Source organism: Sphaerisporangium sp. NPDC005288 (assembly GCF_040607475.1).
Classification (GTDB): Bacteria; Actinomycetota; Actinomycetes; order Streptosporangiales; family Streptosporangiaceae; genus Sphaerisporangium; species Sphaerisporangium rhizosphaerae.
This window is the reverse complement of record NZ_JBEXGT010000007.1, coordinates 1-25701: the sequence shown is the minus strand read 5'-3', so window position 1 is coordinate 25701 and position 25701 is coordinate 1. Positions and strand designations below refer to the sequence as shown.

The following is a 25701-nucleotide window of genomic DNA, read 5'->3' as shown; positions in this document are numbered from 1 at the left end:
GCGGGAGACGCCGGGCCGGGGTTGTGTCAGGGGGTCGCCGGGCCGGGGGCGGCGGGGGTGCCGAGGGGCAGGGCGGCGGGGGTCTCGGGCTCGCCGGAACGACGGCGGCGGTACCACTCCACCCCGTACCAGGCCGCGCCCAGCGCGACGAGGGTCACCGGGGCCGAGGCCAGCAGGTACGGCGGGGCTTCCAGCAGCCGGTCCTGCACGGCGAGGCCGCCGTAGACGCCCACGGTGACCAGGGCGGCGCCGAGCGCCGCCCGCGCGACCGGCAGCCGCAGCAGGAACGCCACGTCCACGCAGACGGCGGCGGCGAGCAGGAAGAACGGGACGGCCGAGGGCGGGAAGCCGGTGAAGTACAACATCGGCCAGATGAGGGCGCGGTAGCCGACGTAGACGCCCGCCACCGCGGTGGCGGTCCACCGGCGGCCGACCAGCGCCCGGGCCATGATCAGCACGAGCACCGCGGCGATGCCGAACCACATCGGGTACACCCAGTCGGGCACCGGAAGCGAGAACTTCTCGGCCATGGTGACGTCGATGGGCCGGCCCATCTGCTTGGCCGCGAAGTCCAGCAGTGTCGGCTCGGCGTACGGCGCCCCGCGGACGAAGGAGGCCAGCTCCAGCACGCCGTACTCCTGGTGCTCGCTCGGGAAGAGCGTGTTCTCCAGCATGAAGACGAACAAGGCGCCCAGCACGACCGTGCGCGCCCTGCCCTCGGGCGCGTAGAGGTACCAGCCTCGGATCACTCCGGCGATCATGAACGCCGTGCCGATGTACAGCAGCATGTGCGACGGGCTCCACGAGGTGATGTCCACCCCGTTGATCCGGTGATTGATCAGGTCGATGGGCACCGCGATGAGGAAGGCGCCGGTGCCCCACTGGACCAGCCGCTGGGCGGTGCGGTCGACGCCGTACCCCGTGTAGCTGTGCACGATCGTGAGGGCCAGCACGATGGCCGTGCCCGCGCTGTTGAGCAGGTGCGGCGGCGCCAGGTCGTCGCGCAGCCACTTGAAGTGCCACGACACGTCCCACGAGGCCCCGAGGACCTTCAGGACGAACGCGGCGACCCAGCTCAGGTAGAGGACGCGGAGCAGCTCCGGCGGCGTCTCGCGGCCGGCCTCCCCCCGCGTCCAGTAGGGGCGGGCCCATTCGAGGGCTTCGACGGCCTTGCCCCTGCCCCACCGCCATGGGGAGGGCGCGCGACCGCCCGTCCGGGTGGCCTCGGCCTCGTTACCTGCGCCTTGCTTCACGCCAAGCATGATGCCCGTCACCGGACATGCTCCGCAATCGGGAGTTACCCCGAGATAACCCTGTATCCACCTCGGGGTTGGCGTCTCAGCGATCTCTCAGCGGCGGGTAAGTAGGCTCTCGGCATGAGGGTTCGGGGGAGACCGCGGGTCGCGCTGGCGGCCGTGGTGGTGGCGGTGATCGGCGCGGTGGCGTGGGCGGTCTGGCCCTCACCGGCGGTGCGGGCGTTCGACCAGGTGATTCCGGTCACCGACGGCCCCTCGGGCGACCAGCACGTGCTGCTGGACACCACCTTCTTCCCCCCCGCCACCGGGGGCAGGGGCCCGGCCGTGCTCCTCGCGCACGGCTTCGGCGGCAGCAAGCGCAGCGTGCGCGACGAGGCCGTGCGGCTGGCGCAGGAGGGGTACGCCGTTCTCACCTGGTCGGCCAGGGGCTTCGGCGCCTCCACCGGGCAGATCGCGCTCAACTCCCCCGACTACGAGGTCAAGGACGTCAAGCAGCTGATCGACTGGGTGGCCCGCCGTCCCGAGGTCCTGCTGGACGGCCCCGGCGACCCCCGGCTCGGCCTGGCGGGCGGCTCGTACGGCGGGGCGATCACGCTGATGGCCGCCGCCTACGACGGCCGCGTCGACGCCATCGTCCCGCAGATCACCTGGCACGACCTGGCCGACGCGCTGTTCCCCGACGCGACCGGCGCCGGTCCGGCCGAGGGCGTCTTCAAGCGCATGTGGGCCGGCCTGTTCTTCAGCCGCGCGGCCGACTCCCCCCTCGCCCCAGGCGCCGACGGTCGAAACGTGCCCACCGACCCCACCCAGCCGACCACCACCTCGAGCACCCCGTCCAACGGCACCTCCAGCGGCACGTCCGGCGGCACCTCCAGCGGAACGCTCCTTGGAACCCCCGGCGCCGCTTCCAGCGGAACAGCCGATCGCACCTCCAGCGGAACATCCCCTGCAACCCCGAGCGCCACTTCCAGCGGAACAGCCGATCGCACCTCCAGCGGAACATCCCCTGCAACCCCGAGCGCCACTTCCAGCGGAACAGCCGATGGCGCCTCCAGCGGAACGTCCGGCGGAACGTCCGACAAGACCTCCTCCGGCACCTCCTCCGGCACCTCCGGCGGGATCTCCGGCGGGATCTCCGGCGGGGGGACGGGGCCGGATGCCGGGGTGCGGGAGGCGCAGTGCGGGCGGTTCCTGCCGGCCATCTGCGACATGTACCTGCAGGTGGCCGAGACCGGGCGCGCCACCCCGGCGGCCGTCGAGACCCTGCGCAGGTCGAGCCCCATCTCCGTGCCGGGAAAGATCCGCGTGCCCACCCTGCTCATCCAGGGCGAGCACGACTCGCTCTTCCCCCTCTCGCACGCCGACGCCAACGCCCGGGCGATCGCGGCCACCGGCGCTCCTGTCCAGGTGGCGTGGTTCGACGGCGGCCACGACGGCGGGGACGGCGAACCCGACTGGGTGGCCGAGCGCACCATCGCCTGGTTCGGCCACTGGCTGAAGAAGGACGGCACGCCGCTCGGCGACGCCTTCACCGTCACCCGGGACGGCGGCCGCGATCCGGGCACGCGTCGTCCCGTCCTGGTGCACGCCGCGGCGAGCCGCTACTCCGGCCTGGCGGGCGCGTCGTCCGCGTCGGTGCGGCTCGCCGGCCCCGACCAGCAGGTGGCGGGCCCGCCGGGCGGCTCGCCTGCCGCGATCTCCACAGTGCCGGGCATGAGCGGCCTGCTCGGCGGGCTCGGCGGCGACGGCGTGGCGATCGACATGCCGGGCCAGGTCGCCGCGTTCGAGTCGGCGCCGCTGGCCGCGCCGCTGGAGGTCACCGGCGCGCCGTCGGCCACGGTGAAGGTGTACGGCGAGGGCGAGGTCACGCTGTTCGCCAAGCTGTACGACGTGGGCGGGCAGCGCCCGTCGCTCCCCCAGGGCCTGGTGGCGCCCTTCCGGGTCACGGCGACCCCCGCGGGCACGCCGGTCGCGCTCACCCTGCCGGTCATCGACCACCGGTTCGACGCCGGGCACCGGCTGCGCCTGGTGCTGAGCACCACGGATATGGGATACGCCTCCCCCACCGCGCCGGCCGTCCACCGCGTCGGGCTGGCCTCCCCGACGCTGACCGCGCCCACCGACCCGGCGCTGCGCGCGGCGGGCGGCGGTCTCGGCTGGTGGACCTGGGCCCTGCCGCTGGCCGCGCTGGCCGTCGCCGCCGCCATCGTGCTCACCGGGCGGCGGCGCCGCGCGGACGACCTCGACCCGGCGCTGGCCGGGGTGCCGCTGCGCATCACCGGCCTGACCAAGAGATACCGCGACGGCGATCCCGCCGTGGACGAGCTGTCGTTCCAGGTCGACCGGGGGCAGGTGCTCGGCCTGCTCGGCCCGAACGGCGCGGGCAAGACCACCACCATGCGCATGATGATGGGGCTCATCCATCCGGACGCGGGCGAGATCCGCATCTTCGGCCACCGCGTCACGCCGGGGGCGCCGGTGCTGTCCCGGCTGGGCTCCTTCGTCGAGGGGCCGGGCTTCCTTCCCCACCTGTCCGGCCGGGAGAACCTCGAGCTCTACTGGCGGGCCACCGGCCGGCCGAAGGGTGACGCCCATATGGAAGAGGCACTGGAGATCGCGGGCCTCGGCGCGGCGCTCGACCGCGCCGTGCGCACCTACTCCCAGGGCATGCGCCAGCGCCTGGCCATCGCGCAGGCGATGCTGGGCCTGCCCGACCTGCTGGTGCTGGACGAGCCGACCAACGGCCTCGACCCGCCGCAGATCGCCGAGATGCGCCGCGTCCTGACCCGCTACGCCGCCGCGGGCCGCACGGTGATCGTCTCCAGCCACCTGCTGGCCGAGGTCGAGCAGACCTGCGACCACGTGGTGGTGATGCACCGCGGCCGCCTGGTCACCGCCGGCCCGGTCACCGACCTGCTCGGCGGCACAGCACCCTCCAACGGCTCCAGGGGACGTCTCGAAGACGTCTTCCTCGACCTGATCGGAGACAAGGCATGACACCGCCGAAGGTCGAGATGTCCAACGGCTCCCAGAGACGTCCTCAAGACGTCCTCCCCAAGCCGACCCGGAGACACGGCATGACACCCCCGGAACGCCGGATGGCCAACGGCTTTCGAGGACGTCCTCAAGACGTCTTCTCCGTAGTTGACCCAAGACACGGCATGACACACCTGGAGGGCGGGATGTCCGACGGCTCCCAGAGGCCTCCTCAAGATGTCCTCCCCCAGCCGACCGGAGACACGGCATGACAGCCCTGAAAGTCGAGATGTCCGACGGCTTCCAGGTACGTCCTCAAGACGTCTTCTCCGGAGTTGACCGGCAACACGGCATGACACTCCAGAGGGCGAGATGTGCAACGGCTTTCGGGGACGTCTTCGAGACGTCTTCTCCGGAGTTGATCGGAGACACGGCATGACACGCCTGGAGGGCGGGATGGCCGACGGGTTTGGGGAACGTCTTGGAGGCGTCTTCTTCGGACTGATGGGGGACGCGGCGTGACGCCGCCGGGGGTGGCGGCCGGGGGGGCTCGTGATGTCCCGGCGGGCGTGTCGTATGCGCCGGGGCGCACGCTGCCGCTGCGGGTGGAGATCGTGCGCCAGCTCAAGCGGCGCCGGACGGCGGTGATGTTCGGGCTGTTGCTGGCCCTGCCGTGGGTGCTGGTCGTGGCGTTCTCGCTCGGCCCCGCGCCGACGCAGCAGAACTCTCTGAGGCTGTCCGATCTCGCCACACAGGGCGGGCTGAACTTCGCGGCGTTCACGCTGTCGGTGTCGGCCACGTTCCTGCTGGTGGTGGCGGTCGCCCTGTTCTGCGGGGACACCGTGGCGAGCGAGGCGAGCTGGTCGTCGCTGCGCTACCTGCTGGCCGCCCCGGTGCCGCGCGGCCGGCTGCTGCGGCAGAAGCTCGTGGTCGCCCTCGGCTTCTCCGCGGTGGCGGTGATCACCGTGCCGCTGATGGCGTTGCTCGCCGGCACGGTGACCTTCGGGTGGAACGATGTGCGGTTGCCCGGCACCGGGGAGGTCTTCCCGGCGACCGCGGTGCTGCCGCGATTCGCCATCGTCGTCGGGTACGCCCTGGTCAGCCAGCTCGTCGTGGCGGCGCTGGCGTTCCTGTTGTCGGTGAGCACCGACTCGCCGCTGGGCGCGGTCGGCGGCGCGGTGGGGCTGGTGATCGTCAGCAACATCCTGCAGGCGGTGGAGGCGCTCGGCGCGCTGCGGGAGTTCCTGCCGACCTTCTGGAACACCGCCTGGCTGGACGCCCTGGTCCCCGAGCTCGACTGGAGCGGCATGGCCAAGGGGGCGGCGCTGTCGGTGACGTACGCGTCCGTGCTGACGGCGCTGGCCTTCCGCCGCTTCCGTCACAAGGACGTCGTGTCCTGACCCCTCGCCCGCTCCGGCGCTCAGCGGCTCGGCAGCGGGGCCTCGCGGTGATAGTGACGTCGTGGAAGTGGGTGTGCTTCCCCCGATGGTGACCTCGTGGGAGTGGGTCGTGCTCACCTGAAGGGGGGTGCGGGAGGTTCAGCCTTGGCGGCGGCGCAGGGAGGGGGTGGTCAGTTCGGGGGGCTGCCAGCCGGCGTCGGCGGGGTTGATGGTCAGGCCGGGCGGCACGATCTCGTCCACCCGGTCCAGCACGTCCACGGAAAGCGGGGCATCGGGGGCGGTGAGCTGGCTCTCCAGGTGCTCCAGCGTGCGCGGGCCGATGATGGCGGAGGTGACGGCCGGGTGCTGGAGCACGAAGCGCAGCGACAGCTCGATGAGGGTCAGCCCGCTGTCTTCGGCGAGCCGGGCGAGCGCCTCGACGGCGGCGAGCTTGCGCCGGTTCTCGGGGAGCTCGATGTCGTAGCGAGCGGGCAGGAGGGCTGAGCGCCTGCTCTGGGGCAGCTCGGCCTCCTGCCGGTAACGGCCGGTGAGCCATCCGCCGGCCAGCGGGCTCCAGGCGAGCACGCCCAGGCCGTACCGCTGACAGACGGGCAGCAGGTCGGCTTCGATGCCGCGGGCCACGACCGAGTAGGGCGGCTGCTCGGCGGCGAACCGCTCCCTGCCGCGCCGCTCGGCCGTCCACTGCGCCTCGACCACCTGGTGGGCGGGGAAGGTCGATGTGCCGATGGAGCGGACCTTGCCCGCCCGCACCAGGTCGGTCAGGGCACCGAGGGTCTCGTCGATGTCGACGGTGGGATCGGGGCGGTGCACCTGGTAGAGGTCGATGTGGTCGGTGCGCAGGCGGCGCAGGCTGTCCTCGACGGCGCGCATGATCCAGCGGCGGCTGTTGCCGCCCTGGTTGGGGTCCTCGCCCATCTGGCCGTGCACCTTGGTGGCGAGGAAGACGCGCTCGCGCAGGCCGTTCTCGGCCAGGAACCTGCCGATCAGCTCCTCGGACTCGCCGCCGGAGTAGATGTCGGCCGTGTCGATGAAGTTGACGCCGGCGTCGAGCGCCCGCTGCATGATCTTCGCCGACTCGTCGTAGCCGTTCTCACCCCACCAGCCGAACATCATGCCGCCGAGGCACAGCGGGCTGACCTTCACGCCGGTGCGTCCGAAGGGGCGGTACTCCATGGGATCAGCTCCTCGACCGAACGGAATACGGATAGCAGTGATGTCTACTATCTTCTTGGTACGCTGACAAGCCCCACCGGGCTACTCCGGGGTCACCGCTGGAGGAATCGATGCGCATCGCCGAGCTGAGCCGGCGTGCCGACGTGCCCGTGCCGACGATCAAGTACTACCTCCGCGAAGGGCTCCTGCCTCCCGGCGAGCGCACCAGCCACAACCAGGCCCGGTACGGCGAGGGCCACCTGCACCGGCTCAGGGTGATCAAGGCGCTCATCGGCGTCGGCGGGCTCAGCGTCGCCGCCACGCGCGAGGTCCTCGGCCAGATGTACGCGCCGGGCATGAGCGTCATCGACGCGGCCGGCAAGGCCCAGTTCGCGATGACGACCCCGCGGCCGGTGATCGAGGACGAGGCGTGGGCGGCGGCCACCGAGCACACCGAGGCGCTCATCGAAGAGCTCGGCTGGCGGGTCCGTCCGGCCAACCCGGCACGGCGGACGCTCGCCTCGGCGCTCGCCACTCTGTACCGGCTCGGCCAGACCGGGCAGCTCACGCTCCTGCCGGAGTACGCTCGGGCCGCACGCCAGGTCGCCGAGGCCGACCTCGGGCTGATCGCCCGGGAGACCGACCCGCACACGATGCTCGAGACCGCCGTGGTCTGGACGGCCGTCGGAGACCTCGTCCTCAGCGCCCTGCGCCGGCTCGCCCAGGAGGACATCGCCTACGAAGGGCGCCCGGCGGAGCACTAGGGCGGCCGGACGCGCCGCATGTCCCCGGGGAAGGTCACCGCGGCCCCGGGCGGCAGAGCCGCGCCGCGCGGGGCCGCGGTGGAGCCGCGCCACCGCACATCTTCGATCGCCCGCACGCCGGCCGACCGCCGCTCACTGTTCCGGTACCGGGCGGTGGCGAAAGGTCGCGGCGGCGCTCAGGGAGCCGTGGTGGGCATGCCGGCACGAGGGCGTGTGAAGCATTGACGGCCGGCGGCGCGGCGAAGCGGCCATGGGCGAACCCGCCTGCCATGGGCGAATCCGCCGGCCTTGGGCGAACCCACCGTGGACGCCACCTACGGCGCCATGGCGTGAGGCCATGGGCGAATCCGCCGGCCATGGGCGAACCCGCCGGCCATAGGGGAGCCCACCGGCCCTGGGCGAATCCGCCGGGCCATGGGCGAATCCGCTGACCATGGGGGGATCCCCCGGCCATGGGTGCACGCGCGGGGCGCCTGGGGCTGGTGGGCGATGTGACTTTCCGGAGACGAATGCGCATTGGTGTGAACAACCCGGCGATATTCTGGAATGATCCTCTCGGTAATCCTGTCGGACATCGAGAATGACGGACAGAGCTGATGCCCCCCTTCGAGCAGATATCTACGTTCGCAGCCGAACATCCGGGTCAGACGGCCATCATCTGTGTGTCCGCCCTGGTCGTTCTGGTTCTGACTTTCTTCGTCCTTCGCACCGCCTACCGCGCGGGTTCCCGCGCCTACCGCAAGTTCGCCGAGAACCGCCCGGCGGAGGACATCCTCACCATCGTCGCCGCCAGCATCGCCACCGGCGTGTCCGCGCAGGGCATGTGGCGCTTCTCCGGCGACGTCCTCGGCTTCGACGGCCCGCTGCGGCTGCTGTTGTTCGCGTTCATCGAGGTCGCGGTGATCACCAGCGCGGTGCGCGCCCGCCGCAACATGCGCGAGAACTTCTCGGCCGGCATCGACGGCATCGCCGTGTGGGCGCTGACGAGCCTTTCCGCGGTGCTGTCCAGCCTGGACGCCCGCAGCATGGCCGAGGCCATCTTCCGTCTGGCCGCTCCGCTGGTCGCCGCGTGGCTGTGGGAGCGCGGCATGGCGATCGAACGGCACCGCATCACCGGCCGTTCCCGCATCAAGTGGCGGCTGACGCCCGAACGCGCCATGGTCCGGCTCGGGCTGGCCGAGGTCAGCGACCGCACCGCCAGCGAGGTCGACGCCCATCGCAGGCTCACCCGCGTCGCCCTGGCCGCCAAGCGGGCGCGCGCGCTGCGCGAGGCCGGCGCCCCCGACCGCAAGATGCGGGCCGCGCTCGCCAGGCTCGACCGCGTCATGGACCAGGCCGTGGAGCACACCGGCCTGGCGGTGGACGCCGGGCGCCAGGAGGCCCTGCTCCAGCAGATCGGCGCGCTGTACAACACCAGCGCCCTCATCGACCTGCGCCCGCCGGTGCCGTGGGGCCCGGAGCCGGAGGAGGAGCGGCAGCACGCGCTCCCGGTGGCCGCCTCCCCCGTCGCGGCGTACATCGCCGACGACGACGAGGAGGCCGAGATCATGGAGGCCGAGTCCGCCCCGCAGGTGGTGGACACCGCCCAGCGTGCCGCCTTGCTGCGCGCGGCCCGTTCCTACTGGGACCGGCAGATCGAGCGCAAGATCGTCCCTCGGGCGGCCGACATCGCCAGGGAGATCGGCATCTCGCTCACCACGGCCAGGGAGTACCGCGCGCTGTGGAAGCTGGAGCCGCGCGCCCACGCGCTCATCGAGATCGCCTACAACGAGCACGGCATCGTCGACACCGGCACCTTCCCCGCGATCGTGGTGCCCGACAAGGCGGAGCGCACCGAGCAGCGTGAGCGCGTGCTCAGCGTGAACGGCTCGGCCCCGGCGGCCGACGCCGTCGGCGCCTGACCGCGCGGCCGGAAGGCGGAGGGAAGACAGAGGAAGGAAGCCGGGGAAGACGGCGGCGGCCCGAAGGCCGGTTGAGGACCTTCGGGCCGTGACGGACAGGTGATGGGCTCCGCGAGCTGCGGAGCCCGGGCGACGATGTGAGTCCCCGGCTTGAAGGCCGCTCCTCCAGGTGGCCGTTCGCGGGCCTTCCCGGCGTCAGCCCCAGTGGGGTGGGCGCTCTTCCAGCAGGTGGGACACATCGTCGGATGAGCGCCACTCGCCCCAACCGGAGTCGGTGTCGTCGCTCGTCTGGTCTGGCAGCACCGGCAGCCCCTCATCGAAGAGGTCCACCGGACGCAGGTCATCCGGCTCATGCACAGTCACGTGGACAATGCTACGCGGCCGGCGGGCGGTGCGATCGCCACCCCCACCGGCACCATCGGTCCCAGTGTCACCGCCGGGACCACGCGCCGCCGTACATTCGCGGCGCAAGGACAGCCAACCGCTCGCACAGGTACGATGCGGAAGCAGGTAGCACGCCGGAACGACCCCCGTGAGGCGGCCCATGGCACCCCCGTCAGGATGGCGCAGAGAGGGCAACCTGCCCGCGGAGCTCACCAGCTTCGTCGGCAGAGAACGCCTGCTGGCCACCATCAGGCAGCGCCTCCAGGAGTCCCGCCTCGTCACGGTGACCGGCATCGGAGGCGTCGGCAAGTCGCGCACCGCGCTGCGCATCGCCCACCAGGTGGGTCCGCAGTTCACCGACGGCGTCTGGTACGTCGACCTGTCCCGGCTGCAGGACCCGACGATGGTGCCGCACGCCGTCAACGCCGCGCTCGGCATCGCCGACCAGTCCGCCCGGCCCGAGGTCGAGACGCTCACCGAGTGGATGACCCCGCGCGATCTGCTGGTCGTCCTCGACTCCTGCGAGCACCTGCTCGACCCGTGCGCGCATCTGATCCAGCAACTGCTGCGCGACGCCCCGCACGTCCGGGTGCTGGCCACCAGCAGGCAGTCGCTCGGCGTGCAGGGCGAGCAGACGATCCCGGTGGCGCCGCTGCTGGTGCCCGGCGACGACGGCGGCGAAAGCCCGTTCGTCAACGAGTCGGTCCAGCTGTTCACCGAGCGCGCCTGCGCGGTCCTGCCCGGCTTCACGGTGGACGAGGAGAACATCGCCGCGGTGTCGGAGCTGTGCCGCAGGCTCGACGGCATCCCGCTGGCCATCGAGCTGGCCTCGGTGCGCCTGCGCGCGCTGTCGGTGGAGCAGATCCTCACGTTACTGACCGACCGCTTCAGCCTGCTCGCGGGCGCCAGTCGTACGGCGCTGCCCCGCCACCAGACGCTGCGCGCGGCCATCGGCTGGAGCCACGAGCTGTGCGAGCCGGCCGAGCGGCTGCTGTGGGCGCGCCTTTCCATCTTCTCCGGCGACTTCGAGCTGGAGGCCGCCCGCTACGTCTGCGCCAGTGAGGACCTGCCCGCCGAGAACGTCATGGACCTCATCTCCGGCCTGGTGGAGAAGTCCATCCTGCTGAGCAGCAACGAGCGGGCCGGGGTCCGCTACCGCCTCATCGACACGCTGCGGCACTACGGCAAGGAGTGGCTGGACAAGCTCGGCGAGACCGACCGGGTCAGGCGCCGCCACCGCGAGTACTACCTGCAGCTCGCCGAACGGGGCGAGCACGCCTGGTCGGGGCCTCGGCAGGTCTACTGGTTCGGGCGCATGCGCCAGGAGCACGACAACATCCGCGCCGCGCTGGACTACTGCCTGAGCGACCCGGCCGAGGCGCGCACCGGCCTCGAACTGCTGTCGTCCCTGTGGTTCATGTGGGTCGCCTGCGGGTTCGCCCGCGAGGGCCGGCTGTATCTGGAGCGGGCGCTGCACGCGAGCCCCCAGCCCAGCAAGGAGCGCTGCAAGGCGCTGTGGGTCCTCGCCTACGTCCGCAGCGCCCAGGGCGACACCGCGGCGGCGCTGGACGCCGCCGAGGCGTGCGCGACCGACGCCGTACGCGTGGGCGACTCGATCGCGGTCATCCTGGCGACGAAGATGCAGGGGTCCGCCGCGTTCCTGCAGGGCGACCTGCACAAGGCGACGGCCCTGCTGGGGGTGGCCATCGAGTTCCACCGCAGCGGGCGCGAGCTGAACCCCGGCCTGCTCCCCGCCATCGTCGAGCTGGCGGTCGTGCTGACCCAGCAGAACGAGCTGACCGAGGCCGAGTCGCTGCTGCGCGACTGCCGCCAGCTGTGCACCGAGCGCGGCGAGCTGTGGCTGCGCTCGTACGCGGTGTGGGCGACCTCGGCGATCGAGCGGATGACCGGCCGCACGCACGACGCCGTGCAGAGCGCGCAGGAGTCGCTGCGCATCAAGCGGCACTTCCACGACGTGCTGGGCGCCGTCCTGGCGATGGAGACGCTGTCGCAGCTCGCCGTCGACCAGGGCGAGCCGGCGAGGGCGGCGCGCATCCTCGGCGCCGCCCAGGCGAACTGGCGCCTGTTCGGCCTGCCGCAGTTCGGCTCGCCGTTCTTCGGCACCGAGCACGAGGCGTGCGTGAAGGAGTGCAAGCGGCTGCTCGGCGACGAGGACTACCTTGAGCACTACCAGCAGGGCTCTCTGATGAACTTCGAGGAAGCCGTCAGCTACGCCATGGGCGAGATCGACCCGGGCGAGGTCACCTCCTAGTGCGCTGTCCACGAACGTTCACCGGCTCGGGCGCCGTAGCAGGCGCCGGCATCGCCGTACCACGACCCGCCGACCCGGCGCCGATCACTGCAGCACGTGGCCGAGGGTGGAGAGCCGCGCCCGGTGAACGTATGTGGTCACCGCACTAGCCGCTCGCCCACGCCGCGGGCAAGCGACCCCGCGGAGATCCCCGCCCGCCTCTCACGCCCGGCGAGGGGTTCGGTCGGTCTCCGCGTGGCCGCTCGCCCCGGCACGGTGGTCAGGCGCCGGGGGGCAGGGTCCAGTTCGTCCCGGCGCGGTGGTCGGGCGCCCGGGGGCGGGGTTCAGTTCGTCCCGGCGTGGCCGACGCACACGGGCATCGCTCCCTGCCAGGCCTTGGTGTACCGGCTGCTGGTGAGCGAGTAGGCGACGCTGCCGCTGATCCAGTGCTCCAGGCCCCGGACGTAGGCCGAGACGGCGGGCGAGCCCAGTGCCTCCAGGACGGCCCGGAGGGCGACCATCCGGGTGACGGCGGCGTCGCGCATCCTGCCGATCTGGTTCATCGACTCCTGGATCGAGCGGTGCCGGTGGCGGGCGAGCACGTTGACGAGGTTGTTGCGGGCGTTGACGCCGCGCCGCTCCTTGGCGTAGGAGAGCAGGTCGTTGTCCCACACCACCACGTCGTTGGCGCTCTCGGTGATCGCGGCGAGGTCCGCCTGCCGCCACTCGTCCGGGGTGAGCGGGCGCCCGGTGGCCAGGTCGATCAGCGCGAAGACCGTCAGCATGGCCCCCGTCCTGCGGCGCATGAAGATGTAGTCGCCGACGGTGGGGACCACGGCGTCCTCGCGGTTGGCCGCCTCCCACACCTGGGCGAACAGGTAGTCCTTGGTGACGGTGCGCCAGCGGTCGAGCTGGTCGGGGCTGCCCGCGGCGCGCACGCGGCCCTTGATGTCCAGCATGGCGCGGGCGAAGGGGTTGTCCACGGGCGCGCCCGGGGCGGGGTCCTCGTCGAGGACGGCGAGCAGTTGCGGCAGCGCGCGGGCGATCTCCGCGGCGCGGCGGTCGCACTCGCAGAAGGCGTCGTCGAAGGCGAACAGCCAGACGCACCAGTCGGTGACCAGCCGGAGCATGTCGTGGGCGGCGTAGGGGTAGGTGCGGGCGCCCAGCCAGCCGTATCCGGCCTCGCGGTAGCGGTCGAGTTCGGCGGGGTCGACGATCATCCGGCTGGCGACCAGCCAGGAGAAGGTCTCGGCGTCGATCTGTTCCGCGTAGGGGCTGACCAGGCTGGGGAATGGGGACGACAAAGGCGGAAGAAGGAGCTTGGAAGGCGCTAAATCAGCCATCCCCACATCATGACAACAAAGGGGCCATATAACTACACGGCGATAGGCCCGGATGTGCGCGGTTCTTTCGTTTCACGCGCGAACCATTCGAGGAATTCGGCGTGTCCGAACACCTGCGCGGTCTCCCACGCGGACGGGGTGTCCCGCGCCGGGTCGGCGCCCGCCTCCGGCAGAGCCCGCACCACCTCGGGCTTCTTCAGGAACACTGCCTGACACGGCGTGGAACCCTGCCGAGGACACGGCCCCGGCGAGCGGGCCTCCGACCGCGGTCGCCCAGCCGCTCGGGGTCGGCGCCCCGCGCGAGCAGCGCCCGGACGGTCGCCGCGTGCCCGTGGCAGGCGGCGAGCACCAGCAGGGTGCCGCCCTTGTCATCGTGGAGGTCGACCGGCACCCCGGCGTCCACGTAGGCGCACAGCCGATCGGCCTGCCCCGCCCCGGCCATCTGGAACAGCCGGGTGGCGAGCTCCTCGACGTCCCGCGCCTCCGCACGGCCTCCGTCGTGCACCGGCCCGCCGGGCGGTCCCGCGAGCGACCCCCGCGCCGCGGCGGGGTCACCGGTGGCGCCGCGGGTGCAGGCCGCTTCCGTAGCCGGAGACCGCCCGGGCGGAATCGTCAGCGCATCCCATAGGTTCTGTGTTGAGAGACGATAGAAAGGCTGGGACCCAAGGTGTTCGACCCGACGGATCTTTACCGGCTCAGCGGTGATGTCCCTGAGCTGACCGATCCGGTGCTGCTCTACCACTTCGAGGGTTTCGTGGACGCCGGAGGAGCCGGACGGCTCGCCGTGGGTCACCTGCTCGCCGAGCTGGAGCACCGGGTCGTGGCGACGTTCGACGTCGACCGGCTGCTGGACTACCGCTCGCGCCGCCCTCTGATGACCTTCGACACCGACCGCTGGGTCGACTGCGAGTCGCCCGAGCTGGCCGTGCATCTGGCCCATGACGCCTCCGGCACCCCGTTCCTGGTGATGAGCGGCCCGGAGCCCGACCGCGAGTGGGAGCTGTTCGTGGAGGCGATCGGCACGCTCGCCACCCGGCTCAACGTCGGCAGGCTGGTCACCGCGCACGGCATCCCGATGGCCGCGCCGCACACCCGTCCCCTCGGCATGACCGCGCACGGCACCCGGCCCGGCCTGGCCGCCGGCCCGGGAAGCCCGTTCGGCCGCATCCAGGTGCCCGGCAGCGCCGCCGCCCTGCTGGAGCTGCGGCTCGGCGCGCGGGGGCACGACGCGGTCGGCTACGCCATCCACGTCCCGCACTACTTGGCCCAGGCCGAGTACCCGAGCGCGGCGGTGACGGCGCTGGAGGCGATCAGCCGCGGCACCGGCCTGGTGTTCCCGCTGGACGGCCTGCGCGACGCCGCCGAGAAGACCACGGCCGAGATCGAGGAGCAGATCATCGCCTCGACCGAGCTTTCGACGGCCATCCAGGGTCTTGAGCAGCAGTACGACGCCTTCAACGCCGGCGCCGAGCGGGAGAACCTCATGGCCGAGAGCACGCCGATGCCGACCGGTGACGAGCTGGCCGCCCAGTTCGAGCGCTTCCTGGCCGAGCGGGACGAGAAGGACTCATGATCGATGTCGGCCTGGCCGGATACGGCCCGGCCGGGGCGTTCTTCCACGCGCCCCTGATCGCGGCCACCCCCGGGCTGCGCCTTTCCGCCGTGGTGACGCGCAGCGCGGAGCGGGCGGCCCAGGTGGCGCGCGATCACCCGGACGCCGCGGTCGTCCCCTCGGTGGACGAGCTGCTCGCCCGCGGCCCCGGCCTGGTCGTCGTCGCCTCCCCCAACCGCACCCACGTTCCCCTCGCCCGGCAGGCCCTGTCGGCCGGGGTCCCCGTGGTGGTGGACAAGCCGATGGCCGCCACCGCCGCCGAGGCCCTGGAACTGGCCGAGCTGGCGCGCGGGCGCGGCCTGATGCTGACGGCGTTCCAGAACCGCCGCTGGGACGGCGACTTCCGCACCCTGGGCACTCTGGACCTCGGCGAGGTCCACCGCCTGGAGTCGCGCTTCGAGCGCTGGCGGCCGGTGCCCAAGGGCGGGTGGCGTGAGAACGGCGGCCCGGAGGAGCTGGGCGGCCTGCTGTACGACCTGGGCAGCCACCTGGTCGACCAGGCTCTGCGGTTCCTCGGCCCGGTCACCGACGTGTACGCCGAGGCCGACGTGCGGCGGGCCGGGGTGGGCGCGGACGACGAGGCGTTCATCGCGCTCACCCATGCGAGCGGCGCCCGGTCGCACCTGTGGATGAGCGCGGTCGCCGCGCAGCTCGGGCCGAGGTTCCGGGTGCTCGGCTCGCGTGGCGCCTACGTCAAGTGGGGGCTGGACCCGCAGGAGGAGCGCCTGCGCGCCGGCGAGCGGCCGGGCGGCCCCGGGTGGGGCGCCGAGCCCGCCGACCGCTGGGGCCTGCTCGGCGTGGACGGGGAGGCCCGCAGGGTCGAGACACTGCCCGGTGCTTACCAGGACTTCTACGCCGGCGTCGTCGCCGCGCTGACCGAGGGGGCGCCGCCGCCGGTCGACCCGGTGGAGGTCGCCGAGGCCCTCGCCGTTCTCGGCGCGGCGCGCGTCTCGGCGGCGGAACGCCGCGTCATCCCCCTGGACCCGCAGGTGGCGCAGCCCGGGCGATGACGGGTCCGGTGTCAGTCGAGCAGGCGGGAGCGCAGGGCGGCGGAGTCCTCGGGGGTCCAGCCGTTGCGGGCGAGCCAGCCGAGCGGGCCGTCGTCCCTGGTCTCCAGCATCTGCAGGAAATGGTCCATGTACTCGGGGCGGGGCAGGTGGCTGTCGGCCGGGCGTGAGTCCAGGTCGTCGCGGTAGGTGTCGCTGGCGCGCAGGCGGGCGAGGATGGCCTCCATGCGCTCGCCGGTCGCCGCGTAGTCGGCCACGATGGCGTCGCGGGCGACGCCGGCCACCGACAGCGCGAGCGCGCAGACCACGCCGGTGCGGTCCTTGCCGGCCGCGCAGTGCACGAGGGCCGAGCCGTCGCCGTACGCCAGCACGCGCAGGGCGGCGAGCACCGAGTCGGGCCGGTCGAGCAGGTAGGCGTAGTAGAACCCGAGCACCCTGATCTCGGCGCGTTCCTCGTTCCTGGTCTGCCAGGGCAGCACGCGGTCGCCTTCGATGCGGGGACGCGCGCGGCCGTCCGGCCCGTTCCCGGCGCCCGCGGCCGTGCCCTCCACGGGGTCGGCGTCCTGGGCGGGGGTGTCGGCCTCGACGTCGGTGTGGCGGCCGCCCTCGGGGAACAGGGTGAGGTGATGGATGCTCACCTCGGGCACCCGGGTCAGCGGGCCGGGGCCTTCCAGCTCGACCTCGGCGGAGGAGCGCAGGTCCACCACGTCGCGCAGCTTCAGCTCGCCGACGAGCCGCTGCACGTCGGCGTCGGTCAATCCCTGCAGGTTGTCCGAGCGCATCACCCGCCCGAACCGCGTCGTCCGGCCGTCGATCGTGGGGAGACCGCCGAGGTCTCGCACGTTCACGGCGCCGTCAAGGGCTATCCACCTCGTTAGTTCATTCATCACATCCAACCCTATATGCGCTATATGTCCGCGCGAAGAAGGCGACAGGGGCAGAGTGTCAAAAGAACATGTCCGTTACGTGGCGGCTGCCATCGTGACGCCGGCCCGGCCGTGATGTAAAGGAGCGGGCCCTTCCGGGGTCCGCGCCCCCCGGAGCCTGGGGCTCGCCGACTCAACCGCCTTCCCCGAAGGAGGTCATGGTGGACACATCCGCGCCCTTCCCCCGGCTCGTGCTCGACCCGGCGCTGCCCGCCGAGGTCGCCGCCACCCTGCGGACCAGCCCGGACGCGCTCCACGCGGTGCGCGCGGGGGCGGTGCCCCGGCCCTACGCCCCGAACCCCGTCCTGGTCTGCGCCGTCACCGTGCTGCTGCTGCTCGCCCTCGCGCTGGCCGGCCCGTGGGGCATGATCGCGCTCGGCGCCGCCGTCACCGGCCTCGGCGGCGCCCAGGCCCTCGCGGGCGACCCGAAACTGCGCGAGGCCCGCCGCCGGCTGCGCGTGGCGCACCGGCACGCCGGCCGATACATCCTTCCCGAGGACCTGGACGAGCGATGCGGCGAACTGCTGGCCAGGGCCCAGCGGGCGGTCGCGGAGGTGCTGGAGTCCAGGGTCAACCGTGACGGCCTGCTGGACGCGATCGCCAACACCGTGACCCTCCCCTCGGAGCTGTGGCGGCTCGGCGTGCGGCTGGCCGACCTCACCCGGACCCGGCGCGAGCATGAGCGCATCGTGCCCAGGGACGTGCCGGCCGACATCGCCGGGATGTTCACGCCCTACGACCAGGTGCTCGAACGGGCGCACCGCTCGCTGGCCGCCCGCGTGGAATCCCTGGAGGACTACGCCCGCGAGGTGCGGCGGGCGGACGCGGTGTACCGGGCCTACCGGCAGCTCGGGGTGCTGCGGGAGCGCACCCCGGACTACGAGCGGCTGCTGGCGGAGACCGCCGAGGACGAGACGGCGCTGCCCGCCGTGGAGGGGCTGAGCGGTCAGGCCCACGAGGTGGAGCGGGTCTTCCGCAGCAGCATCGAGGAGGCCCGGCGGGCCGGCACCCATCTCCTCCTACTTTCCGCCGCATGACGGGAATGCGATGTAACGCGCCACACGTCCGCTATAAACCCTGAAAGTGCATTTCGTCGGCAATAATCCATGAAAGGTGGCTTACGGCTGCCACGGAAACGGTCCCGTAACCGGTCCGGGCAGCCGGTTCATGTGCGCGTAATCGAGCCGCCCGAAACGCCATGATTCGGCCATGCCACTCAAATCCCGGCCTTTCACCAGCAATTGCGCAAGACAATGGATCTCCCCTTTAATCTCCACTGGACCGATGTCCGGCGCGCACCGCCCGGCACCAGAACACGGGAGGGAGAAGGGTGATCCGTCATGACCGCGCTCATCGAGGTCCGTGACGCGAGCGTCCGCTACCTCTCGACCGGTCAGACGGCGCTCCGCGGAGCCGGCCTGACCGTGCGCCCCGGCGACCTGGCCCTGGTCAGCGGCCCGTCCGGCTGCGGCAAGAGCACCCTGCTCCGCCTGGTCAACGGCCTCATCCCGCACTCCTACCGCGCCGAGGTGACCGGCGAGGTCCTGATCGGCGGCCTGCCCGTCGCCGGCCGCACCATCCGCGAGCTCTCCACCGTCGTCGGCACGATGCTCCAGGACCCGCGCAAGCAGATCGTCGGCACCACCGTGGCCGCCGAGATCGCCTTCGGGCCGGAGAACCTGGGCCTCCCCCGCGCCGAGATCCGCGAGCGGATCGCCGAGGTCGCCGGCCGCGTCGGCATCGGCCACCTGCTCGACCGCGCCACCGCCGGGCTCAGCGGCGGCGAGCTGCAGATGGTCGCCTTCGCCGGCGTGCTGGCGATGCGGCCGAAGGCGGTCGTCGTGGACGAGCCGCTGGCCAACCTCGACCCGGCGGCCGGCCTGCGCCTGATGCGCGAACTGCGCAGGTTCGCCGACGAGGGAGGCGCGGTCGTCGTCGTCGAGCACCGCGTCGAGGAGATCCTGGAGTTCTCCCCCACGCAGGTGCTCTACCTGGAGGAAGGCGCCCCCCGCTACCAGGGCCCGGTGGAGGGCTTCCTGCGCGTGGCCCCCGTCGGCCACGTCAAGCTGCCCTTCGCCACACTGGTGTCGCGCGCCGCCGAGCTGCCCGCCGTCCCCGAACCGCCGGCGCGGGCCGCCGACACGACGACCCCCCGGCTGGAATACCGCGGGGTGAGCCTCGGGTACGGCGAGCGCACGGTGCTGTCGGGCGTCGACCTCGCGCTCGGCCCGTGCGAGCGGGTCGCCGTCCTCGGCCCGAACGGCGCCGGCAAGTCGACCCTGCTGCGCGCCGCCGTCATGCTCATCACGGCCTCGCGCGGCGAGGTGCTGGTGGACGGCTCCCCCGTCGCCGAGCGCTCGGTGAGGAACCTGGCCACCACCTTCGGCTACGTGTTCCAGAACCCCGGCCAGGCCCTGTTCAGCGCCACCGTCGGCCAGGAGCTGGCGTTCGGCCCGCGCAACCTCGGCCGCGACCCCGAGGAGATCGACGCCGACGCGCGCGCCGCGCTGCGCGCCGTGCTGCTCGACGACGAGAAGGACATCATGGACCGGCCGCCGCGCACGCTGTCGTTCGGCCAGCAGCGCCGCCTCACCGTCGCCCTCGCCCTTGCCATGCGGCCGCGCACGCTGATCCTGGACGAGCCCACCGCCGGGCAGGACCTGCGCACCACGACCGAGTTCATGGGCCACGCGCTCGCCGCCCCCAGCGTGGAGAGCCTGTACTTCATCACCCACGACGTCGATCTCGCCCTCACCTACGCCGACCGGATCATCGTCGTGGACCAGGGCGGCGTCGCCGCCGACGCCTCCCCGGCCGAACTGGCCGCCGAAGGCGCCCTCTGGTCGCGGGCGGGCCTGGCGGCGACCAGCCTGGTGGCCGCGGTGCGCGACCACCTGCCCGCCTCGGGGGCGATCGCCCATCCCTTCGACCTGGCCCGCCGGGTCTCCCTCCTCACCCCTTCCCCCTCTTCCCCCACGGAAGGAACCACCCCCTCATGACCACAGACGCAACCACCCCGCGAGAGCCCGTCTTATCGATCTCCTCCCGGACGGTCGTCTTCGGCGCGGTCGGCGCGGCGCTGTACGGCGTGCTCGGCCTGTTCAGCTTCCTGATCCCCGGCACGCAGGCCGTCACGGTGCGACCCGCGTTCGCGCTGGTGCCGTTCTTCGGCAAGCGCTTCGGCGTGATCGCCGGCTTCTTCGTCGGCCTGGTCGGCAACGCCATCATCGACCTGATCTCCGGGTACGGCCTGACGTACTGGAACTGGAGCGTCGCCAACGGCCTGGTCGGCGCCTTCGCCGGGCTGTTCTTCGCCTACCTGCCGCCGATCGCCGGCGAGGCGCTGCGCCTGGTCGTCACCGCGCTCGGATCGCTGCTGGCCACCGCCATCGGCCTGCTGTTCGTGTTCACCGACATCTGGGTGCAGAACATCGACGTCTCGACCGTCATCTCGATCAACTACGTCCCCGCGCTGATCGCCGACGCCATCGCCGTCGTCATCCTCACCCCCGCGCTGGACGCCATCTGGGAGCCGCTGTCCAAGCGGACCGGACGGTAACCGGGTGGACGTCACGCCGCGTTACCTGGGCGCGGGTTCTTTCCTGAGCCGCCGCGATCCGCGGGTGCTCCTGCTGGTTCCCGTGTTCTACATCGTGGCCGTGGCGGGGGTCGACGACCTGCGCGCCGTGCTGGCGTGCACGGCGGCCGCCCTGCTGTACTACCGCGCCGCGGGCATCCCGTGGCGCGGTGTGCGGGCCAACTGGGCGTTCATGCTGACCGTCACCACGGTCCTGGTCCTGGTGAACAGCGTCCTGACCTCGTCCATCAGCCGCGGCGGCGGCACCGGCGAGGTGCTGTTCACCGTCCCGCTCACCCACACCCCCATCACCTGGGCCGCCCTGTCGTACGCCGCCACCACCCTGGTCCGCTACATCTCGCTGGCCATGGTGAGCTTCCCGGTGGCGTTCAACATCGCGCCCTCGGACTTCGGCGTGGCCTTCGCGCGGCTCGGGCTGTCGCAGCGGCTGGCCTACGGGGTGGACCTGACCTTCCGGTTCCTGCCCTCCACCTGGGCGAGCCTGCACGAGACCATCGACGCCCAGCGCATCCGGGGGTACGAGCACAGCCGCAGCCGCAACCCGGTGCGGCGGCTGCTGTCGCTGCGGCCGGTGGTCATCCCCCTGACGGTGAACGCGCTGATCGACGCGGAGGACACGGTGAACGCCATGGACCTGCGCGGCTTCGGCGGCCGGCACCGCACCTGGATGCGCGAGCTGGCCTTCGACCGCGTCGACCTGCTGGTGCTGGCCGGCTTCGCCGCCATGACCGCGGTCATGGTCACCGCCAAGATCCTCGGCCTGACGGGCACCGTATGGGCGCCGTGATCCACTCCGCGCCGCTGCTGCTCCCCATCGCCCGCCCGCCGATCCGCGACGGCGCCGTGGCCGTGCGGGACGGCCGGGTGCTCGCGACCGGCCAGCGGCGCGAGATGCTGACCGCCCACCCCGGCGCGCAGGAGCTGCGCTGGCCGGGCATGGTCGTGGCCGGGCTCGTCAACGCGCACACCCACCTGCAGTTCACCCGCATGGCGAAGGTCGGCGCGCGCGTGTACGGCTCCTTCGAGGAGTGGTCCACCACCTTCGACGCGGTCTACTTCTCCTCCGGCGGCGCCGACTGGGCGGCCAGCGCCCGCGAGGGGGCGCGGCTCGCGCTGCGCCACGGCACCACGGCCGCCGCCGACGTGGTCACCGACATCGAGGCCATGCCGGTGCTGCACCAGGCGGGGCTGGCCGGGGTCTCCTACCTGGAGGTGCTCGGCGACACCGACGAGAGCTGGGCCGGGACCGGCCGCGAGCACCTGACCTCCACGGTGCGCGAACTGCGCGGCGCCGGGGACGCCCCGCGGGCGGGCCTGGTCGGGCTGGCCCCGCACGCCCCCTACACCCTGGACACCGGCGTGCTCGCCGACCTCGGCGTCCTGGCCCGCAGGTACGGCCTGCGCCAGCACATCCACCTGCTGGAGTCGGCCCACGAACGCGAGTACACCGTCTCGGGCACCGGGCCGATCGCCCGCCTGGTGCGCGACCTCGGCTTCGACTTCGAGATCCTGCGCGCGGGCGGCACCGGGCAGGGGCCGGTCGACTTCCTGGACGCCCTCGGCCTGCTCGGCCGGCGCTGCCACGTCGCGCACGGCGTCCACCTGGACGCCGCCGAGCGGGCGCTGCTGCGCGAGCGCGGGGTGAGCGTCGCGCTGTGTCCCCGCTCCAACCGCACCCTCGGCCTGGACGGACCGCCGATCGCGGCCCTGCTGGAAGAGGGCTCCCCGATCGCCGTGGGCACCGACTCGCTGGCCTCCAGCCCGTCGCTGGACCTGCTGGAGGACGTGCGGCTGCTGCACCAGCTCGCCCGGCGGCAGGGATACCGCGGCCAGGACCTGCCGCGCCGTCTGGTGGAGGCCGCCACCGCCGGCGGCGCCCGCGCGCTCGGCCTGGACGAGGGCCCTGGACGCATCGGCGTCCTCGCGGCGGGCTCGCGCTGCGACTTCGCCGTCTTCCCGCTCGATCCCGGCGAACGCGACCCCTACCTCGCCCTGATCCAGGACGGGCCGGGAAGGTGCGTCGCGACGGTGACCGGCGGCGACCCGTCCGGACGGGTGCACCTCGCCGGCTCGACCCAGGAGCGGCGCCATGGGCACTGACCTCGCCGCGATCTCCACGAAAGTGCGCGCGGCATTCCCCCGAAGGCCTCTCGTAGGCCTCCACGCAAGGCGCGGAGACATGGCTTCCCAGAATCGCACCATTCGCTTCAAGCTGTACTCGCTGCTCAGCCTGCCCATCGTCGCGCTCATCCTGCTCTGGGTCGTCATGACCGCGCACCTCGTGGGCGTCTTCTTCGACCTGCGCAGGGCGGTCACGCTGTTCGACCAGGTGGCCACCCCCGCCGGAGTGCTGGCCGACCACGTGCAGCAGGAACGCCAGCTTTCGGCGATCTTCCTCAGCGGCAGCGCCCCGGACGGCGGGCGCCTGTCGGCCGCGCGCGAGCAGACCGACCTGGCCGCGCGGCTGTTCCACCAGCGGTCCACCTCGCTGGAGGGGCAGTCGGCGACCGGGCCCGAGGTGGTGCAGAGCCTCGCGGAGCTGGAGAGGCAGCTGCTGAGGCTCAGCTCGGTGCGCCAGGACGTCGACGGCCGCACGCTGAGCCGCCTGTCGGCCATCCAGGAGTACACCAAGATCCAGGACGCGCTGTACCAGATGTACGACGAGCTGATCACCGTGCCCGACCTGGCGCTGTACCGCAAGTCCAACGGGTTGCAGACCATCGCCAGGTCCCGCGAGCTGCTGTCCCAGGAGGACGCCCTGCTGTCGGGGGCCATCCAGCAGAACTCGCTCGGCGACGAGGAGCGGCGCGTCTTCGCCGACATGGTGTCCGGGCGCCGCCTGCTGCTCGCCCGGGGGGCCGAGGCCCTGGACGCCGAACTGCGCCGCCCCTATGACGACCTGGTGGCCTCGGCCGACTACAAGCGGCTGACCACCATGGAGAACCAGGTGATCTCGCGAGGCGGGACCCCCGCGCAGGCGGCCGCCTGGCAGCCGCTCGCCGGCACGCTGGGGTCACGGCTCGACCAGCTCGCCACCGACCGCGCGACGCTGCTGAACACCCGCACCGACGCTACGGCCTCGGGCATCATCGCGCAGATCGTCGCCGCCGCCGGCCTCGGCCTGGTCGCCATCCTGCTGGCCGTCGTGCTGTCGGCCCGGTTCGGGCGCGGCCTGGCCCAGGAGTTGGCCGACCTGCGCAGCGCCGCCATCGACCTGGCCGACGTGCGGCTCCCCAGGGTCGTGGCCAAGCTGCGCGAGAGCCAGCCGGTCGACGTCGAGAGCGAGGCGCCGCCGATCCTGGCCACCGGCACCACCATGGAGGTGCAGGACGTCGCCCAGGCGTTCACCACCGTGCGCCGCACCGCCGTGGAGGCCGCCGTCGGCCAGGCGGAGCTGCGCAAGGGGGTCAGCCTGGTCTTCCGCAACCTGGCCCGGCGCAACCAGTCGCTGCTGCACCGCCAGCTCACCCAGCTCGACGGGATGCAGCGCAAGACCAGCGCGCCCGACGCGCTCGCCGACCTGTTCCGGCTGGACCACCTGACCACCCGCATGCGCCGTCAGGCGGAGGGCCTGATCATCCTGTCCGGCGCCCCCGCGGGCCGGGCCTGGCGCAAGCCCGTGCCGATGCACGACGTCGTGCGGGGCGCGGTCGCGGAGGTCGAGGACTACACGCGGGTCACCGTGCTGCCCATGTCGGACGCCTCGCTGATCGGCACGGCCGTCGCCGACGTCATCCACCTGCTCGCGGAGCTGATCGAGAACGCCACGGTCTTCTCCCCGCCCAGCACCCGGGTCAACATCCGCGGGGAGCTGGTCGGCCGGGGCTTCGTCGTCGAGGTGGAGGACCGCGGCCTCGGCATGGGCGAGGAGGACCGCGCCGAGCTCAACCGGCGCCTGGCCAACCCGCCCGAGTTCGACCTGGCCGACAGCGATCGGCTCGGCCTGTTCGTGGTCAGCCAGCTCGCCGAGCGGCACAAGGTCAAGATCACGTTGCGCCGCTCCCCGTACGGCGGCACCACCGCCGTCGTCCTGGTACCGCACGAGCTGATCATCACCACGGCCGACGACCTGCCGCCGGACCCCGACCACGAGCCGGAGACCCGCCGCGAGCCGGACGCCCGCCACGCGCCGGCGCCCGAGCCCGGCCACCTCATGTGACCAGGACCCGGCCCGGCCGCCTCACGTGACCAGGACCCGGCCCGGCCACCTCATGTGACCGGGAAAGGGCCGGGCGATCGTCTGTGATCACCGCCAGGAGCCGCGCGGGCGGCCCGGCGGGTGATCAGGAGCGGGCGCCGTCCAGGCGGCCCTCGGCGAGGAGGGCGGCGAGGTGGGGCAGGTCGTCGATGACCAGGTCGGCGGCGGCCGCCTCGGGGCGGTCGGCGTGCAGGTGGCCCCACGGGCCGCGGCGGAACAGGGCGGTGCGCAGGCCGGCCTCGCGGGCCGGGAGCACGTCGTTGTCCAGCCGATCCCCCACGTACAGGATCTCGCCGGGCTCGCGACCGGCGACCGCGACCACCTTGGCGAAGAAGTCCGGGTGGGGCTTGCTGACGCCCCATCCCGCCGAGGTGTGGACGGCGTCGACCGGCAGGTCCATCGCGACGAGCGCGTCGTAGGCCTGCGGCGGCTGGTTGCCCGCGATGATCAGCTCGTATCCGGCCGCGCGGAGCTGGGCGAGGCCGGGCCGCGCGTCGGGGTACAGGTCGCCGGCGTCGAAGTTCTCCCGCAGGCCGTCCGGGTCGTCCTCACGCCAGGCCTCCACCTCGGCCTCGACGTCCAGACCAGGGCGGACGATCTCGAACGCCTCACTGTAGGACCGGTCGAGCGCGGCCATCCCGCCGAGCACGCCGAGCATGGTGAAACGCGAGACCCCCAGCCGGTCGGCCCAGCGCGTCCAGATGCGGGTCTCGTCGATCAGCGTCTCCCCGACGTCGAACACCAGCGCGCGAATCACGACACTCCTCCCGTATGCGTGTGTCCGACCTTACTTGCCGGGGAAACGGCAGTGGCGTGGCGACCGCCGCGGCGCCACGCCACGGCCGTTTCCCCGCCGGGGCCCCCGCCAGGGCCCCGGGCGGACACAACCCCCCCATTCAAGAGACCCAGGGCGAGTATCAGATGACCAGTTAC

Annotated in this window: 21 protein-coding genes; 13 read left to right on the top strand and 8 right to left on the bottom strand. The window is 72.6% G+C overall.

Features of this window, described 5'->3' with window-relative positions; genetic code table 11:
• Positions 1-26: 26 nt before the first annotated feature.
• Positions 27-1253 carry a hypothetical protein gene (locus tag ABZU32_RS09195; RefSeq protein ID WP_354919359.1) on the bottom strand — a complete coding sequence of 409 codons (1227 nt, stop codon included), beginning with the start codon at positions 1251-1253 and terminating at the stop codon, positions 27-29.
• Between the two features lie 123 nt (positions 1254-1376).
• Here ABZU32_RS09195 and ABZU32_RS09190 point away from each other — a divergent pair, with 123 nt between their 5' ends.
• Together ABZU32_RS09190 and ABZU32_RS09185 are read left to right on the top strand one after the other, a co-directional pair.
• Positions 1377-4253 carry an alpha/beta fold hydrolase gene (locus tag ABZU32_RS09190; RefSeq protein WP_354919356.1) on the top strand — a complete coding sequence of 959 codons (2877 nt, stop codon included), beginning with the start codon at positions 1377-1379 and terminating at the stop codon, positions 4251-4253.
• Positions 4254-4801: 548 nt separating this feature from the next.
• A complete protein-coding gene (locus ABZU32_RS09185) occupies positions 4802-5632 on the top strand; it encodes an ABC transporter permease subunit (protein WP_354919353.1) in 831 nt (276 codons plus the stop codon).
• A gap of 138 nt (positions 5633-5770) precedes the next feature.
• Here the strand turns inward: ABZU32_RS09185 and ABZU32_RS09180 are convergent, their stop codons facing one another.
• The gene (locus ABZU32_RS09180; RefSeq protein WP_354919350.1) at positions 5771-6805 is read right to left on the bottom strand and encodes an aldo/keto reductase; all 1035 of its coding nucleotides are present in this window, start codon (positions 6803-6805) and stop codon (positions 5771-5773) included.
• A gap of 110 nt (positions 6806-6915) precedes the next feature.
• Between ABZU32_RS09180 and ABZU32_RS09175 the strand changes: the two genes are divergently transcribed.
• Both ABZU32_RS09175 and ABZU32_RS09170 read left to right on the top strand, forming a co-directional pair.
• Positions 6916-7548, top strand: a complete 633-nt coding sequence (locus tag ABZU32_RS09175) for a MerR family transcriptional regulator (protein WP_354919347.1) — start codon at positions 6916-6918, stop codon at positions 7546-7548.
• A 662-nt stretch (positions 7549-8210) separates the two neighbouring features.
• Positions 8211-9449, top strand: coding sequence for a hypothetical protein (locus ABZU32_RS09170; RefSeq protein ID WP_354919344.1), 1239 nt, complete (start codon positions 8211-8213; stop codon positions 9447-9449).
• A gap of 195 nt (positions 9450-9644) precedes the next feature.
• Here the strand turns inward: ABZU32_RS09170 and ABZU32_RS09165 are convergent, their stop codons facing one another.
• Entirely contained in the window at positions 9645-9812 is a 168-nt protein-coding gene (locus ABZU32_RS09165; RefSeq protein ID WP_354851080.1) for a hypothetical protein, read from the bottom strand.
• Between the two features lie 181 nt (positions 9813-9993).
• Here ABZU32_RS09165 and ABZU32_RS09160 point away from each other — a divergent pair, with 181 nt between their 5' ends.
• Positions 9994-12105: an ATPase gene (locus tag ABZU32_RS09160; protein WP_354919341.1), complete on the top strand. Its 2112-nt coding sequence runs from the start codon at positions 9994-9996 to the stop codon at positions 12103-12105.
• 323 nt (positions 12106-12428) lie between these two features.
• On the opposite strand, the gene ABZU32_RS09155 is transcribed toward ABZU32_RS09160, so the two are convergent.
• From ABZU32_RS09155 to ABZU32_RS09145, 3 genes are all read right to left on the bottom strand, one after another.
• Positions 12429-13388, bottom strand: a complete 960-nt coding sequence (locus ABZU32_RS09155) for a 4-epi-cubebol synthase (RefSeq protein ID WP_354919338.1) — start codon at positions 13386-13388, stop codon at positions 12429-12431.
• 71 nt (positions 13389-13459) lie between these two features.
• Complete coding sequence (locus ABZU32_RS09150; RefSeq protein WP_354919335.1) at positions 13460-13633, bottom strand: hypothetical protein; 174 nt, start codon at positions 13631-13633, stop codon at positions 13460-13462.
• Entirely contained in the window at positions 13624-13932 is a 309-nt protein-coding gene (locus ABZU32_RS09145) for a hypothetical protein (RefSeq protein WP_354919332.1), read from the bottom strand. Before ABZU32_RS09145 ends, ABZU32_RS09150 begins: the two co-directional genes overlap by 10 nt.
• 162 nt (positions 13933-14094) lie before the next feature.
• On the opposite strand from ABZU32_RS09145, the gene ABZU32_RS09140 reads away from it, so the two are divergent.
• Positions 14095-15000, top strand: a complete 906-nt coding sequence (locus ABZU32_RS09140) for a PAC2 family protein (protein ID WP_354851379.1) — start codon at positions 14095-14097, stop codon at positions 14998-15000.
• Entirely contained in the window at positions 14997-16049 is a 1053-nt protein-coding gene (locus ABZU32_RS09135) for a Gfo/Idh/MocA family oxidoreductase (RefSeq protein WP_354919330.1), read from the top strand. Before ABZU32_RS09140 ends, ABZU32_RS09135 begins: the two co-directional genes overlap by 4 nt.
• Before the next feature lie 11 nt (positions 16050-16060).
• Here ABZU32_RS09135 and ABZU32_RS09130 read toward each other — a convergent pair whose 3' ends face one another.
• Positions 16061-16933, bottom strand: a complete 873-nt coding sequence (locus ABZU32_RS09130) for a tyrosine-protein phosphatase (protein ID WP_354919327.1) — start codon at positions 16931-16933, stop codon at positions 16061-16063.
• A gap of 197 nt (positions 16934-17130) precedes the next feature.
• Here ABZU32_RS09130 and ABZU32_RS09125 point away from each other — a divergent pair, with 197 nt between their 5' ends.
• The 6 genes from ABZU32_RS09125 (at position 17131) to ABZU32_RS09100 (ending at position 24729) form a co-directional block, all read left to right on the top strand.
• Positions 17131-18009, top strand: coding sequence for a hypothetical protein (locus ABZU32_RS09125; RefSeq protein WP_354919324.1), 879 nt, complete (start codon positions 17131-17133; stop codon positions 18007-18009).
• 303 nt (positions 18010-18312) lie between these two features.
• Entirely contained in the window at positions 18313-19971 is a 1659-nt protein-coding gene (locus tag ABZU32_RS09120; protein ID WP_354919322.1) for an ABC transporter ATP-binding protein, read from the top strand.
• A complete protein-coding gene (locus ABZU32_RS09115; RefSeq protein WP_354851365.1) occupies positions 19968-20531 on the top strand; it encodes an ECF transporter S component in 564 nt (187 codons plus the stop codon). Before ABZU32_RS09120 ends, ABZU32_RS09115 begins: the two co-directional genes overlap by 4 nt.
• A 4-nt stretch (positions 20532-20535) precedes the next feature.
• Positions 20536-21357 carry an energy-coupling factor transporter transmembrane component T gene (locus ABZU32_RS09110; RefSeq protein ID WP_354851362.1) on the top strand — a complete coding sequence of 274 codons (822 nt, stop codon included), beginning with the start codon at positions 20536-20538 and terminating at the stop codon, positions 21355-21357.
• Complete coding sequence (locus ABZU32_RS09105) at positions 21345-22670, top strand: amidohydrolase family protein (RefSeq protein WP_354919319.1); 1326 nt, start codon at positions 21345-21347, stop codon at positions 22668-22670. Before ABZU32_RS09110 ends, ABZU32_RS09105 begins: the two co-directional genes overlap by 13 nt.
• A gap of 79 nt (positions 22671-22749) precedes the next feature.
• Positions 22750-24729: a nitrate- and nitrite sensing domain-containing protein gene (locus ABZU32_RS09100; RefSeq protein ID WP_354919316.1), complete on the top strand. Its 1980-nt coding sequence runs from the start codon at positions 22750-22752 to the stop codon at positions 24727-24729.
• 124 nt (positions 24730-24853) lie between these two features.
• Here ABZU32_RS09100 and ABZU32_RS09095 read toward each other — a convergent pair whose 3' ends face one another.
• A complete protein-coding gene (locus tag ABZU32_RS09095) occupies positions 24854-25525 on the bottom strand; it encodes an HAD family hydrolase (protein WP_354851353.1) in 672 nt (223 codons plus the stop codon).
• Between the last annotated feature and the right edge of the window lie 176 nt (positions 25526-25701).